The organism is Campylobacter showae (genome assembly GCF_900573985.1).
Taxonomy (GTDB): domain Bacteria; phylum Campylobacterota; class Campylobacteria; order Campylobacterales; family Campylobacteraceae; genus Campylobacter_A; species Campylobacter_A showae_E.
The window spans coordinates 1,151,790-1,166,434 of sequence record NZ_UWOK01000001.1 but is presented as its reverse complement, the minus strand read 5'-3'; the positions used below and the strand labels follow the sequence as shown (position 1 = coordinate 1,166,434).

The 14,645-nt window shown below is 45.8% G+C and carries 14 protein-coding genes and 1 rRNA gene; 3 read left to right on the top strand and 12 right to left on the bottom strand.

Annotated elements, in window-relative coordinates; all coding sequences use genetic code 11:
• Positions 1-4 precede the first annotated feature (4 nt).
• The 6 genes from EE116_RS05870 to EE116_RS05845 all read right to left on the bottom strand — a co-directional run bounded on the left by EE116_RS05870 (position 5) and on the right by EE116_RS05845 (position 6,410).
• A 16S ribosomal RNA gene (locus tag EE116_RS05870) occupies positions 5-1,515 on the bottom strand.
• Between the two features lie 269 nt (positions 1,516-1,784).
• On the bottom strand, positions 1,785-3,098 hold the full coding sequence (locus EE116_RS05865; protein ID WP_122873637.1) for a DUF945 family protein: 1,314 nt from the start codon (positions 3,096-3,098) through the stop codon (positions 1,785-1,787).
• Positions 3,095-3,667 carry a DedA family protein gene (locus EE116_RS05860; protein WP_122873636.1) on the bottom strand — a complete coding sequence of 191 codons (573 nt, stop codon included), beginning with the start codon at positions 3,665-3,667 and terminating at the stop codon, positions 3,095-3,097. The genes EE116_RS05865 and EE116_RS05860 overlap by 4 nt, the downstream gene beginning before the upstream one ends.
• 9 nt (positions 3,668-3,676) lie before the next feature.
• Entirely contained in the window at positions 3,677-4,267 is a 591-nt protein-coding gene (locus EE116_RS05855; protein ID WP_122873635.1) for a lipid-binding SYLF domain-containing protein, read from the bottom strand.
• 18 nt (positions 4,268-4,285) lie between these two features.
• Positions 4,286-5,839 (bottom strand): ribonuclease Y, encoded by a 1,554-nt coding sequence (rny, locus tag EE116_RS05850; RefSeq protein ID WP_122873634.1) that lies wholly within the window; start codon positions 5,837-5,839, stop codon positions 4,286-4,288.
• Positions 5,772-6,410 (bottom strand): 5-formyltetrahydrofolate cyclo-ligase, encoded by a 639-nt coding sequence (locus EE116_RS05845; protein WP_122873633.1) that lies wholly within the window; start codon positions 6,408-6,410, stop codon positions 5,772-5,774. The genes rny and EE116_RS05845 overlap by 68 nt, the downstream gene beginning before the upstream one ends.
• A gap of 52 nt (positions 6,411-6,462) precedes the next feature.
• Between EE116_RS05845 and EE116_RS05840 the strand changes: the two genes are divergently transcribed.
• The 3 genes from EE116_RS05840 to EE116_RS05830 all read left to right on the top strand — a co-directional run bounded on the left by EE116_RS05840 (position 6,463) and on the right by EE116_RS05830 (position 8,719).
• Positions 6,463-7,047, top strand: a complete 585-nt coding sequence (locus tag EE116_RS05840; RefSeq protein WP_122873632.1) for a TlpA family protein disulfide reductase — start codon at positions 6,463-6,465, stop codon at positions 7,045-7,047.
• A complete protein-coding gene (gene ftsY / locus EE116_RS05835) occupies positions 7,047-7,916 on the top strand; it encodes a signal recognition particle-docking protein FtsY (RefSeq protein ID WP_122873631.1) in 870 nt (289 codons plus the stop codon). The genes EE116_RS05840 and ftsY overlap by 1 nt, the downstream gene beginning before the upstream one ends.
• A 107-nt stretch (positions 7,917-8,023) precedes the next feature.
• Positions 8,024-8,719: a suppressor of fused domain protein gene (locus EE116_RS05830; RefSeq protein ID WP_122873630.1), complete on the top strand. Its 696-nt coding sequence runs from the start codon at positions 8,024-8,026 to the stop codon at positions 8,717-8,719.
• 286 nt (positions 8,720-9,005) lie between these two features.
• On the opposite strand, the gene EE116_RS12595 is transcribed toward EE116_RS05830, so the two are convergent.
• From EE116_RS12595 to pgp3, 6 genes are all read right to left on the bottom strand, one after another.
• Positions 9,006-10,625: a hypothetical protein gene (locus tag EE116_RS12595; protein WP_206159239.1), complete on the bottom strand. Its 1,620-nt coding sequence runs from the start codon at positions 10,623-10,625 to the stop codon at positions 9,006-9,008.
• Between the two features lie 240 nt (positions 10,626-10,865).
• Entirely contained in the window at positions 10,866-12,038 is a 1,173-nt protein-coding gene (locus EE116_RS05820) for a sensor histidine kinase (protein ID WP_122873629.1), read from the bottom strand.
• Entirely contained in the window at positions 12,026-12,298 is a 273-nt protein-coding gene (locus EE116_RS05815; protein ID WP_122873628.1) for a hypothetical protein, read from the bottom strand. The genes EE116_RS05820 and EE116_RS05815 overlap by 13 nt, the downstream gene beginning before the upstream one ends.
• Positions 12,291-12,953, bottom strand: coding sequence for a response regulator transcription factor (locus tag EE116_RS05810; protein ID WP_122873627.1), 663 nt, complete (start codon positions 12,951-12,953; stop codon positions 12,291-12,293). The genes EE116_RS05815 and EE116_RS05810 overlap by 8 nt, the downstream gene beginning before the upstream one ends.
• Positions 12,954-13,231: 278 nt before the next feature.
• Complete coding sequence (locus EE116_RS05805) at positions 13,232-13,678, bottom strand: DUF1104 domain-containing protein (protein ID WP_122873626.1); 447 nt, start codon at positions 13,676-13,678, stop codon at positions 13,232-13,234.
• Between the two features lie 54 nt (positions 13,679-13,732).
• Entirely contained in the window at positions 13,733-14,572 is an 840-nt protein-coding gene (pgp3, locus tag EE116_RS05800) for a peptidoglycan metallopeptidase Pgp3 (protein ID WP_122873625.1), read from the bottom strand.
• Positions 14,573-14,645 lie beyond the last annotated feature (73 nt).

Below are 14,645 nucleotides of genomic sequence, written 5' to 3'. Positions count from 1 at the left end.
CTAGAAAGGAGGTGATCCAACCGCAGGTTCTCCTACGGTTACCTTGTTACGACTTCACCCCAGTCGCTGATTCCACTGTGGACCATAACCAGTTTGGTATTTGGGCTTCGAGTGAAATCAACTCCCATGGTGTGACGGGCGGTGAGTACAAGACCCGGGAACGTATTCACCGTAGCATGGCTGATCTACGATTACTAGCGATTCCGGCTTCATGGAGTCGAGTTGCAGACTCCAATCCGAACTGGGACATATTTTATAGATTTGCTCCATCTCGCGATATTGCGTCTCATTGTATATGCCATTGTAGCACGTGTGTCGCCCCGGACATAAGGGCCATGATGACTTGACGTCGTCCACACCTTCCTCCTCCTTGCGAAGGCAGTCTCATTAGAGTGCTCGGCCGAACCGTTAGCAACTAATGACGTGGGTTGCGCTCGTTGCGGGACTTAACCCAACATCTCACGACACGAGCTGACGACAGCCGTGCAGCACCTGTCTTAACATTTCTGCAAGCAGATACTCTTCCATCTCTGGATGATTTGTTAGATATCAAGTCCGGGTAAGGTTCTTCGCGTATCTTCGAATTAAACCACATGCTCCACCGCTTGTGCGGGTCCCCGTCTATTCCTTTGAGTTTTAATCTTGCGACCGTACTCCCCAGGCGGTATACTTAATCCGTTAGGTGCATTACTGCCTCGACTAGCGAAGCAACAACTAGTATACATCGTTTAGGGCGTGGACTACCAGGGTATCTAATCCTGTTTGCTCCCCACGCTTTCACGCATTAGCGTCAGTTAAGTTCCAGCAGATCGCTTTCGCAATGGGTATTCTTCTTGATCTCTACGGATTTTACCCCTACACCAAGAATTCCATCTGCCTCTCCCTTACTCTAGATTATCAGTTTCCCAAGCAGTTTAACGGTTAAGCCGTTAGATTTCACAAGAGACTTGATAATCCGCCTACGCGTCCTTTACGCCCAGTGATTCCGAGTAACGCTTGCACCCTCCGTATTACCGCGGCTGCTGGCACGGAGTTAGCCGGTGCTTATTCCTTGGGTACCGTCATAATTCTTTCCCAAGAAAAGGAGTTTACGCTCCGAAAAGTGTCATCCTCCACGCGGCGTTGCTGCTTCAGGGTTTCCCCCATTGAGCAATATTCCCTACTGCTGCCTCCCGTAGGAGTCTGGACCGTGTCTCAGTTCCAGTGTGACTGATCATCCTCTCAGACCAGTTACGCGTCATAGCCTTGGTAAGCCATTACCTTACCAACTAGCTGATACGATATAGCCCTATCCATTACCGAAAAACTTTCCCGTATCTACTTATATAGATACGGAGTATAAGGTATTAGCAGTCGTTTCCAACTGTTGTCCCTTAGTAATGGGCAAGTTAGCTATATATTACTCACCCGTGCGCCACTAAGATTAAATAGCAAGCTACTTAATCTCCGTTCGACTTGCATGTATTAGGCACGCCGCCAGCGTTCACTCTGAGCCAGGATCAAACTCTCCATATTAAATTACCTAAATCATTAAAGATATTAGGATTTTATTATGAAGTTTTAATCAAAAAACTTTAATTTTATTAATTAGTTTTATCTCTTATCTACTTTCCAAGGAAAGCCTGATAAAAGATTGGCTCAATCGATCACTTGTTTAGATTTCAAAGATTGACTAATTAGTTTAACAGTGTTAATTTAAAAAACTCGCTTTCTGTGAAGCGGAAAGTGAATTATATAGAAAACATGCTTAAACAAACATAAAATTTGTCTAAGCATGCTAAATTTTATTGAAGAAGAGATTTTAAGGATAAATTTTCATTAAAGATCAAGTCTTGCGTTCTTTTATTGTATTTAAAGATAGTTACGTATTTGCCGCCGTTTTCTATAAATAGTCCGCCGTTTACGAGCATAGCATCTATCCCCTCTTTTTCCTCGCTGCTGCCGAATACAAACCCGCCAGGCGTCGTATCAAGCTCGATTTTACCGCTAAAATTTATAGCGGTCGGGATATTTTCGAGCAGATTTTGAGTATCTATACCGTCCGGATCGATAGAAATCTCAAAATTTGAGACATAGCTCTTGCCGGCCACATTTTTAAAATTTAAATTTTCAAAGGTAAGTTTCGGCGCTCTTTTTATAAATTTATCAAGTGCTTGCATTATCGCCGCAAGCTGAGCTTCAGGCTCTCCCTTCGCGTTAATAATATCTTCAAACGCGCCTTTATCTAAATTTGAAAATTTCGTTTTGATCAAAAAGTCTTTAAATTCATATTTTCCATATTTTATTTTCTCTATAGTGCTCGTATCATCCTGCGTTAGAGTATCGCTTAGCACGGTTAGTTTTGAGTCGCTCGCTATCTTTCCGATCTGCAACGCCTCAGCGCCTGAAATGACGTCTATACCGCCGAGTTCAAATTTATAAGTGCTATTTACAAGCGCTTTAGAGATCATTTTCGGCTCGATCGGCGTTTCGTACTTCACGTCATAGTCGATATTTTTGATCTTTATAGCGACGCCTTGTTTGCTAGCAAAGTCGATAAAGTCGTTTACGAAAGAGACTCCGGTTATTTTCTTTTCGCCGTTTATATCAAAATTTAAAAACGATTTGGCAAGATTTAGCTTATTGCCGTCTTGTTCTTTTTGCACTCCGACTAGCTCAAAGACGAATTTTTTATCTCCTCCAGAAGCGCCGTCGGCGTGAAATTTGATAGGTCTAGTCGTATCAAATATCTCTTTTATGAAATTTTTATACGGATCGTTTAAAAACTCGGCATCGCCCGCAACTTCAAATTTACCTAGCAAGCTGTCAAAGCCGTGCGAGATATTCATGTCGATTTTTATTGTTAGATCCTCTGGTGCACCGTACTCTTCGCCAAGAGAGACGAGCTCGTTTATGTAGTTTTTAGACAAAACTACATCGTAGTTTGCGTGCGACTTTAGCAGACCGCCCTCAAATACGCTGTTTTTGACCTCCATACCGTTTGCTTTGATTAGGTTCAAAGCCTCGTTGTACTTTTCCTCCACCTTGTTTGCGTTAAATTTTAGCCCGCCAAAAACCACGCCGGCTATAATCACCAATACAATGAGTAACTTTTTCATTCCGACCTTCCTTTCTTTTTTGTTGCTTGTTGTAGATATACCCAGATGAGCGTCAGTAGCGAAAACATCGCAACCGGCATCAGCCAGCCGTTTTCGCCCATAAAATCCCACGCCCGCTCAAACGCCTCGCCCGCCCAAAAGCTACCAAGCCCGAGCAAAATCGCCCAAGCTACCGCGCTAATAACGTTTATCACGCTAAATTTAGCGAACGAATACTTCGTAAGCCCGATAGCAAGCGGGATGAGAGTCTTTAGTCCGTAGATAAATTTTTTGAAAAATATTATTTTATTTCCGTGTTTTTTAAACAAAATTTGAGAAAAGGCAAGCTTACGTTTATGTCTAGCCAGATACGGCATCACGGCCGCGCGGTTATACCTGCTGACATAAAAAAGCAGCGTATCGCCGATAGCGTTAGCTGCGGCTGCCAGCACGATACTCACGGTTATGTCCATCTTGCCTAGATGAGCTAGCACGCCGGCCGCGATGATAGCAACCATGCCTCCTCCAAGCGAATATAAAAACACTATCACGTACCCGTAGGTCGATAGCGAGGTTAGCATCTCTTGCAAATTTGGCCTTTAGTATTTTGAGATAGCGCCCATTAGCGCGTTATATCCATAGCTATCCATCCTTAGAGGCGCGTCGCTAGTTTTAGCCAGCACCGCTCCGCCAAAGCTCGCCCCGGCAAAAAATCCGTCGTTGTCCGTATACGCGTAGATATCGCTAGTAAAGCTAAAATCGCTCACTCTACCGTAAAATTTGCCCGTATCGGCAAATGCAAACGATGCGTCGGCGTTTATCGTGATTTTGGCATCTTTTATGTCGGCTACGAGGCTATCTTTTAGGATAAATAGCACGAGCGAGCTATTTTCGTAGCCAACTTGCAGCCCGATACTGCCGCCGCTGATATCCACGACCATCATTTCGCTAGGCGCGTACGGGTTTCCCACGAGCATCACGCCCTTGCCGTGCATGCCGCCCAGTACGAAGCCGACTTTAGTAATGCTCGGAAAAACGACGACCGCTTTTGCGTTTTGAAGCAAAGACTTAACCGGCGCATCAGAGTTTTTACGCATCGTCGTCGTAAAAGAATTTGATGCGTTTAGCACGAGTTCGTCGTTTGCCACGAGCGCTAAAACGCAAAAAATCGCTAGTAAAATTTTTCTCATTTTCTACCTGAATTTGACCTATTTCGCCATTTCTATGGCTCTAGTTTCTCGGATCACGTTTACCTTGATCTCGCCCGGATACTGCACCTTGCTCTCGATCTCGGCGGCGATTTCTTTGGCTACGAGCACCGCTTCGTCGTCGTTTATGAGCTTGGCGTTTGCGATGACGCGGATCTCGCGACCGGCGTTTATCGCGTATGCCTGCTTGATACCCTCTTTGCTTTTTGCGATGTTTTCTATCTCTTCGACACGTTTTAGGAAGCTTTCAAGCACCTCTCTGCGCGCTCCGGGGCGAGCCGCGCTTAGAGCGTCCGCGGCGCAAACGGCGGCGCTTTCTACGCTAGTTGCCTCCTCGTGTCCATGGTGGGCGTAGATGGCGTTTATGACTACAGGATGTTCTTTGTAGCGTTTGCAAATTTCAGCACCCAAATCGACGTGACTACCCTCAAATTCATGCGTCAAGGCCTTGCCGATATCGTGCAGCAAGCCCGCTCTTTTGGCTAGCTTTTCGTCTCCGCCCGTTTCAGCCGCGATGATACCCGCTAGATGGGCTACCTCGAGGCTGTGCGCTAGGGCGTTTTGTCCGTAGCTGGCTCTAAATTTTAGCTTGCCGATTAGTTTCATTATCTCCGGATGGATTTTGCTAAGACCCAGATCTATGACGATATTTTCGCCCTCCTCTAGGATCGATGCTTCAAATTCTTCGCATACTTTTTTGTGTAGATCTTCTATCCTTGCAGGCTGTATTCGGCCGTCTTGTACTAAAAGCTCTATCACGCGCGTAGCAATCGCCCTTCTATAGAGGTTAAAACTGCTTAGCGTGATAGCGTGCGGCATATCGTCGATGATGATATCTACGCCTAGCACCATTTCTAGGGTCTTGATATTGCGCCCCTCTTTGCCGATTATGCGTCCTTTTAGCTCGTCGTTTTTGATATCCACGACATTTATCAGACGTTCGGCGGCAAATTCCCCCGCAAATCGCGACGTAGCCTGCGCCAAAATATAATTCACGCGTTTTTTAGCCTCGCGTTTGGCCTCCTCCTCGTGTTTTCGCACGATGTGAGCGATCTCGGCGCGGCTTTTTTCCTCTACTTTTTTTAGTACCTCTTCGCGCGCCTCTTCTTGCGTTAGGCCGGCGGCGTGCTCAAGTACCTTTAGCGCTTCTTGCAGTTTGGCTTGATAGCTTGCTTTTAGCCCAAGCCCCTCTTCATAGACGCTTTTTGCTTCATTTCGGGATTTTTCTAGCTCAGCTCTGCTTTCGTTTAAAATTTCTTGCTCGTTTAGCAGAGTTTGCTCTTTTTTACCGATCTCTTCAAATTTTTGCGTGTACTCTTTTTGTAGTTTTACGGTTTTGTCGTCGTATTTTTTCTTGGCTTCAAATTCAGCCTCTTGGACTTGGATTTTAGCGTCTTTTAGCGTGCGCTCGGCCTCAAATTCTATAGCTTTAGCCTTTGCTTTAGCCTGCTCTAAAAATATATTGTAGTTAGCGTCATTGATTTTTTTAGCGATGAGATAGCCTGCGCCAACGCCCGCCGCACCTGCTCCTAAGCCGATTAAAATATCTATCATAGATTCCTCTTTTTACGTAAATTTTGCTCGGGGTCAGGTAAAAATCACAAGTAACATCGTGATCTTCAGATATGATTTCATTAGTAAAATTGTCTAAAATTTCAACGAATATCAAGGTAGGTCGGTAAGGCAAATTTGCAAAAAATCTATCGTAAAAACCTTTACCGTGCCCTATTCGCGCCATATTTCCGTCCACCCCGAGAGTCGGAACTATAGCTACGTCTATACGCTTTTTAAATATCTTGGTGCTTAGCGGCTCTTTTACGCCAAATTTCGTCCGAGATACAAGCGGTAGCCTGAATTTTACCATTTCTAAACTAATACCAAGCATAAACGGAACGAAAATTTCATACTTTTTAGCTAGCTCGCGCCTCAAAATGTAGCAATTTGGCTCATAAGAAAGCGGATTAAATATCAAAATCCGTTTCGCTTTAAGCTCGGTTAGCAAATTTAAAAGCGGCTTAAACATCTTGTAGTGTTTCGCTCGCGCAGAAATTTGAACCTCTTTTTTCAAAATCCGTTTCGCGTCGCGCCTGAACTCTTCTTTTATCAAATTTAACGCTCGTTTCATAAATTTTATGTATAATTCAAGCCTAAAACCAATCTTAGACAGGAATTATTAAATGAAAATAAATCTTTTGATTATACCATTTTTAGCACTATTTTTAAGCGGTTGCGACAATGAAAATGTAAGCGACGCAAACAGAACTAGCGACGCGACGCCGACAACAACCACGTCTGCTCCGACTCAAAGCCAAAGCGCAAGCACAAGCATAGAAGCGCCGTTTGAGCTAACGCTAATGGACGAGAGCAAGATGACGCTACAAAAATTTGACAAAGGCTTTAAAGTCGAGGGCAATGACGAGGCGATTTTGTTTAACTTTTTCGCCACCTGGTGTCCGCCGTGCAAGGCAGAAATCCCGCACCTAAACAACCTAAGCGATAAATTTAAAGGCAAGCTAAAAATCGTAAGCGTATTAATGGAAGACAAGTCAAAAGACGAGATAGACGCGTTTATGAAGAAATTTAAAATAAATTTCGGCATTAGCTACGGCGAAAACAACTTCCTCTTCGCAAAGGCTCTAGGCGGAGTCGTAGGCATCCCGTACATGGTGCTTTATAAGCCAAATGGCGAATACGCCACGCACTACGTCGGACTCGTGCCAGAAGAGATGCTAGAAAGCGATATAAATAAGGTAATCAACTAATGTTTGGCTTTTTAAAAAAAGGGCTTGATAAGACGCTTGCGGCGATCCGCTCGTCAAAACCTGCCGATAAAAAAATCTCAAAGGAAATTTTAGAAGAGATTTTGCTCGAAGCCGACATCGCCTACGAGATCGTCGAGGAGGTCCTCTACTACCTGCCGCCGCAAAACGAAGTAAAAAAAGACGATCTGAAGCGGCTTTTAAATACCTATTTCATATACGAAAACGAGCGCGAGGCAAAAGTCGGAAAGCCTTTCGTGGAGCTTATTTTGGGCGTCAACGGAGCTGGCAAAACGACCACGATCGCAAAGCTTGCAAATTTATATAAAAATGAAGGCAAAAGCGTTATTTTAGGCGCCTGTGATACGTTTAGAGCTGGCGCCATCGAGCAGCTACGTCAGTGGGCTATCAGAACTGACGTTCCTATCGTCGCTACGCAGCAGGGTCACGATCCGTCTGCGGTCGCCTTTGACGTTATCAGCTCGGCCGTCGCCAAAAATCTCGACAACGTAATCCTCGACACCGCCGGCCGCCTGCAAAATCAAACAAATTTAGCGGGCGAGCTAAGCAAGATCGTCCGCATCGCAGACAGAGCCTATGCAGGCGCACCGCACCGCAAGATTCTCATCCTCGACGGTACTCAAGGCAACGCAGGCCTCGCTCAAGCAAAGGCCTTTAACGACATCGTGAGTCTTGACGGCGTCATCATCACCAAGCTTGACGGCACCCCAAAGGGCGGAGCGCTTTTTGGCGTCGCGCGCGAGCTAGAGCTGCCGATACTCTACATCGGCACCGGCGAGACGATGAACGATCTAGTCAAATTTGACCCGCACGATTTCGTAGATACTATCGTGGATGAAATTTACGCCTAGATCTCGCGGGCGTAAATTTTAGCTTTTTAAATTTATCCCCTCCACTGAAATTTGCAAATTTTATATATAATAACCCCGCTTAACGCAATCTAATAAAAGGCATAAAAATGACGACGCAAGAGTACGAGGCTAAATTTAGCGAGGACGATGCACCCGGCTGGGACGCGATAACAGGCGCGCTAGAAAAAATCTACGATCCCGCAAACGAGCGCCACTATGCATCTCGGCTGCATGCGAGTCTGGGCGGCGAGGATTACCTGGACGGTGTCAGTATATTTGACTCCATCAAAGGCACACCGCACCGCCACCTCGTGAGCTTTGGCATGAGCGAGCTTTACTATGATCCCCAAAGCTCTCAGGAAGAATTTAGCGGCTGGGGATTTGAGTTTAGTATGCGCGTCGCTCCGTTTGCGGACGATCCGGGCTCAAAGTCCTGCGATGATACAGTAGTCCCGCATGAGCCTTTTTGGGCGATATCTCTTATGCAAAATCTCGCCAAATACGTCTATAACAGCAAAAAATGGTTCGAGGCTTATCATTTTATACCGACCAATTCGCCTCTGCGCCTTAATACCGATACGAAACTAGTAGGCGTCGCCTTCGCGCCAGATCCAGTGCTAGGCGGTATAGATACGCCAAACGGTAGAGTCGAGTTTTTACAAATGGTCGGCATTACGCAGCGCGAGCTAGACTGGCTACGCAAAGACCCGACTACGCAGCGCGTAGAGCGTTTGATAAACATGATGCGCGAGGATAATCCTTTACTAATCACCGATTTAAAGCGAACGAAAGAATACGTTTGATTTAATAGCAATCAGATCGGTAAGGCAAATTTAGCCTTGGCAGTAAGTAGTGGCCGGAAATTTGCTAGTCCTTGCTGGCTATTTTTATCTCTTTTGCTATTAATTTCTAATTTATATATCCGATTTCTCATAAAAATCAGTAAAATTTAACCTGTTTGGCTTTGCCTAAAATCTCATCTTACACAAACACGAAATGATTGGATTTGCAGCAACATATTTAGCTGATTTTTGGTTATACACAAATACGCTCAAATTTTATTGGTTAATTTATAAAAAGCAAATTTACTCACGTACACTGCATAAAAAACCCGCTCACCCGCGTCCGCTCACACCAAAACACGTATAAAATCCCGCCACTGCCGAAATATACCTCGCCGCCTTGTTCGCAGGTTGGAAGCTCGCTATCAAGCTGCATCAAAAACTCCATCTTTTCGCCGCATATCGGGCACGTCGGCACCAAGGCGCCCTGTATCCATGATGGCTCGCCGCCGATGCGCGCGAGGTTTTGCCTACTATTTGACATCCCCCAGTCCTGAGCCGCCCAGCGCGCCGGCGTAGGCGCCAGAGCGACCTCGCACTCCTTTATCGGTTCTTCAAAGGCGTATTCGACCTGTGTCCTGTCTCCGATACGCCGCGGTATACCCTGCGCGTCGTGCTCGTAAAAGACTATCTCGCCTTCGTTTATCTCTCTAACGTGCGCGGCGAGAGTTAAGCGGGATAGCGATCGCACGGGCAAGTCGCGGGGCAGCGGATCAAGCGTGATAAGATGAAATAGGGGATTTTGCGCATCGCCGTTCGCCTCATCCAAAACCCCGCCGAGCTTATATCCTGCCTCGCTGCCCTCAAACCGCCAGGTTGGATGGTATTTCGCCAGATGCGGCGCATAGGGCGCGCCGAAGTAGCCTCGCGGAAAGATTATGTGATACACGCGCTGTTCGCAGTATCTTTTGAGCCTGAATTTCTTGCCGCCAAAGCAAATTTCATCGTTTGGCGCTTTTTGTGATTTATCAGAGTCGGATTCGTTTGAGTTAAATTTAGAGCCGTATTCAGCCGCGCACGCTTTAAGATTTTCGCTCGCTTGAGCTTGCTTGGCACCGCTGCATTCGTTTGCATCCGTTTTTAAAATTTCATCCGCTGCCGCTTGAGCTTCGCCGTCTGCGTCAAATTTAACCCGCTCAAAAGTAAATCCCACGGCCTCCAGCCAGTAGCCAATATAATCTAACAGGTCGCACGGACGGTCGAAGAAGTCCTCTGCAAGCGCGAACTCGCAGGCTAATTTTACGTTTCGAGGATCGCGGGTCTGAAGCAGGCAGCTAAAAATTTTTTGCCGCTCATCCCTGCTCGTCCGCGGATCCGCAAGCTTCTCGCGCCAGATTTGCGAGCTCTCGTAGCTAAGTTCGCGCCACGGATACTCCGCGTAATACGCGCTCTCGCTCGGCTGCAGTTTAAAAAGCTCGCCCAGATACGGGTGCAAAAACGGTGCGAACTCGAGACTTGCCATGGCGATGACCTCTTCGGCGTTTTTCCAGCGCGCGCTCTTTTCATCTCTGCCGCGTTGCCGTACACTTTTGCCTGCGCTTTCGTCTGCCCGCGCCGAGCGTGCATTTTCTCCCGTCTGCGCCGCACTTTTGTCCTGCTTTGTTTTGCGCCACCCTGCTGCTTCTTCGCGTAAAATTTCAACCGCCGTGGCGATCAGAGCTTTAAAATCATCCTCGCCTACATAGCCCAGAGCGTCCTTTAGCAGCGTCCCGCCCTCTTGTCGCCCGCGCAGCAGGCTATCCGCTAGCGTAAAATATGCTGCCGCGTCTCCTTGCAGCCGCCAAAACCACTCGTATAAATCTGGCACTCTAAAGCCGTCGCGTTCGAAATCCCGCGCTAAATTTAGCGCCTCATCCCGCTTGTCCATACTTATTTTCCTTTATAGTTTTATCGCAAATTTTACCGGAATTTTATCTTGCTTTTGCGCCAAATTTAAAGCCATCGGTTGCGGAAAGATTAAGCTTTAAGATAATTCAAGAATCATGCGGATTAGGCGATACGAAAACCAAAATTTCATCTCGCAAACCGCAAATCAAACCTGCTTAAATTCGACGCTGCAAAAGCAGGTTTAAATTTACGGTTCAAAAACCGACCTTGCGCCACCCTCTTAAATTTTCATCGCGCTCCCGCCAAACTCCACGCGAAACTCGGTTAGCCCCTCGCTGCTTTTACACGAGATTTTAAACCCAAGCTCCTCGCAAAATGTTTTGACGATATGAAGCCCGATGCCAAAGCCGCCGTTTCGCTCGTCAAACCGCGTATAAAGCTCGAAAATCCGCGGCAAATTTTCCTTCGCGATACCTGCGCCGCTGTTTGAGATCGTGAGTGCTGCGGGAGTTAAATTTACGCTTACCGAGCCGTTTTCGTCGCAGTATTTTATGGCGTTGCTGAGCAGATTATCTATGATTTTTCTCGTTTTTTTATAGGACGAGCGTAGCTGCACTTCGGCGATTTGAGTGCTTAGGTTTATATTTTTTTGCTCCAAATTTAGTCCAAAATACCCGATCCTCTCGCGCACCAGCTCGCTCAGGCTAAAGCTCGTCGCCGCGCCGTCCTCTTTGCCGCTAAGCTTTACTAGCGTGAGGTCCTCGTATAGCGTCGAGATCGTTTTGGAGGCTGTTTTTATGTTGTTTAGATATTTTTTCGGATCGGTTTCAAACATCTCGATACTCATCAAAATAACACTAAGAGGCGTGTTTATCTCGTGCGTCGCATCCCTGATAAAGCCGTTTAAAAAGTCGATGCGGCGATAAAGCGGACGCAGCGAAAGACGTATGATAAAATAAGCTATGATTAAAATAGCAAGAAGTATCATAAACGAGAAAAATATTATTTTGAGTTTTAGCGTGAGAATCGCAAACTCGGGATCCGCGACCTTGACGGCGACGTAGTACTCCTCCTCGCCGAGGCGATTTTTGAGGTAAAACTGCACCACCGAGCTCGTTCCGTCCTTGTATCTTTGCGGCATGCCCTCGCGCGGCTCAAAGTCGTCCTCGATCTCCTCGCCCGTTTTTAAATTTACAGCAAAAGCCTCGACGTCGTCGAAATCATCGTCGTCTATCTCGCCGTTTTTTTGCAGTTTATTTTGCAGGTGATGCTGCAAATCTCGCACGATAAAGACGTCGCGATCGAGTATAAAATGCTTCTCGCGCTCGTAAAACATCTGCGCGAAAAAGACCAAAAATGCGGCGCTCGTGATGAAGTAAAGTAAAAATATAGGCAAAATTTGACGGTCCGAAAGTGCTGCAAAGGCTTTTTTAAGAGGTTTTAGCAAGGACATTTGCCACCTTTTGGGTTAAATTTGAGAGTATTTTGCGGACGTAAATTTTGATGTTTAAAACAGTAAAAGTTTTGCGCAAATTTGGATAAAATTTGAGGCTCGCCCCCTGCCCTTTGCCACGCGGTAGCCGTAAATTTAATAAAATTCGGCGCTAAATTTTGAAATCTAGAGCCGCAAATTTCATAAAAATATCGCGTAAATTTAGTAGCGTTTTTAGCCCAAAACCCAAACCTCCGAACGACCGTAAAAAGCTTAAACATATTTATAGCCTAGCTTTGAGGCGCTAACGATACGCTCTTTGCCTAAAATTTTACGCAGCTCCGCGATATAAACGCGCAAACTAAGCTCGCTAGGACTCTCGTCGTAGTCCCAAATTTGAGAATAAATCTCCTCTCTGCTTAAAAATTTATCCTGATTTTTTAGCAAAAGTGCGAGCAGCCTAGACTGTTTTTTAGGCATCGAGACAGCCTTGCCGTCACGAAATAGCAAGCCCTGATTCATATCAAAGCCCAAATTTTCGCCCAGATTTATCAGCTCGTTTTTGTTATGTACGAAGGTGCGTTTTAGCAGATTTTGCACGCGCAGATGCAGTTCCTTTAGCTCAAAAGGTTTTTTGATGTAGTCGTCGCACCCGCTAGTAAAGCCGGTTTGCACGTCATCAAGCGTATTTAGCGAGGTCGTAAATATACAAGGCGTGTTTTTGCCTGCGTTTCGCAGCTCCCCAAGTAGCGCAAAGCCGCTGCCGCCAATGATCTTGACGTCAAATATCCAAAGATCGAAGTTACTTTCATAAGCCAAATTTAACGCATCGTCGTAGCTTTTCGCGCCCGCAGTCTCGTAGCCCTGCGCCTCCAGATACGCGCGCATCATCTCAAGCAGCATATTTTCGTCCTCGACGATCAAAATTTTACTCATTTTCGCTCCGTTTTGGTTTGTTTTTGTCGTTTTACGGCGTTTTACCCGCTTGATTTTCGGGTTTTATTTATCCTGCTTGTAAGGCTCGTTTTCATCTGAGATTTTCAAAGAGCGCTCAAATTTAGCTACAAATAAATCCTGCGTAAATTTATCAAATTTCATCTAAATTCCAGGGTAAAATTTCATAAATTTACGTCGTCGCCAAAATGCTTAAATTTGTAAAAAGCGGGGCAAATTTAAACGAAAATCCGCCCCGAAAAGCCTAAAAAAGGCCGAATTTACTCTTTACTGCGCGGCATATGAGAGCCTTTGCCGTCTTTATCTTTTATAAATCCGCCCTTAAAATCATGCTTAAATTTCTTGTGAAAATCATCGTCGTTATCGTGATCTTTTAGCTCGATATCAAGCCTTTTAGCCTCCGCCACGCTTAGCAAGCCAACCTTGTCATTGTAGTTTTTTCGAAAATCCTGCATGAAATTTTGCCTATCGGCGACGCTCATGGCATCCATTTTCTTTACCATCTCGGCTTTTAGCCCGCGCTTAGCCTCTTTTGCCTCGTATCTTAGTTTGCCCGCGCGTTTGTCTATCTCAAACGCTACCTCGCTAAGCGTCTTTGCATCGGCGTTTGCGACCATTTTATAAAGCTCGTCGTTCGTGCTATTTTCAAGCGACGCGGCAAAAAGCCCGCCCGCAACCAACATACTAATCAAAACTACTTTTTTCATTTTCTCTCCTTTAAAAAGATGAGCGAAGTTTAAAGAAAAGTCGTGAAAAAAATGTTAATTTAAAATTTCGTTGATTTTTTTGACGAAATTTAGCGGATTTACCTGCACGCCGCCGGCGATCACGCCAAAGTGTAGGTGCGGCCCGCTCACTCGTCCGCTAGCGCCGCTAAGCGCGATGATATCGCCTTTTTTGACGCTTTGTCCGACTTTGACGTTTAGCGCGCTTAGATGATAGTACTGCGTGTAAATGCCCTCGCCGTGATCTATAACCACAGATCCGCCCGCGTAGTATCGATCTTTTGCGATGGCGACTACGCCGTCGTTTGCCGCGATCACGGACGTGCCGACCGCTGCCCTAAAGTCCGTGCCGCCGTGGTAGCTTTTTAAAGTGCCGTTAAACACGCGCGCAGTGCCGAACGGACTTGTGACCGCCGAGCTCATCGGTAGGATAAATTTAGAGATAAATTTTAGCCCGGCATTAGCTGTGGCATAGATTTTATTCGCCTCCTCGCGCTCCTCCTCGATGCGCTTTAGCACCTCTTTTGGAGGCGTCACCTTGCTGCCTTCGACAGTTATTTTTTCTTTTTTGTATTCGCCCTCTACGATCTTAAAAACTATCGTCTCATCGCCGCTTTTAACCCCATTTATTAGCTTTATTTCGCCCTTTTGGCGGTATCCCGCGGAAACGACGGCAAATTTTAGATTTTCATCGCCAGGCACGCTAAGCCAGCGCTTTTTCTTGCCGTCGATGCTTAAATTTCCGGCAAATTTTGCCTCAACTTGCACTATCTCCACGTCACCGTTTACGATAGACTGAGTTTCGCTCGGCGCGCTGCCCTGCACTTTTGCGCTCAAATTTAAACAAATCAAAACGGCTAAAATAATTTTTTTCATTTATATCCTTTACGTAAATTTAACGAATAATTTTTAAATTTAATAAAAAAATACTATAATAGCGGGTGAATTT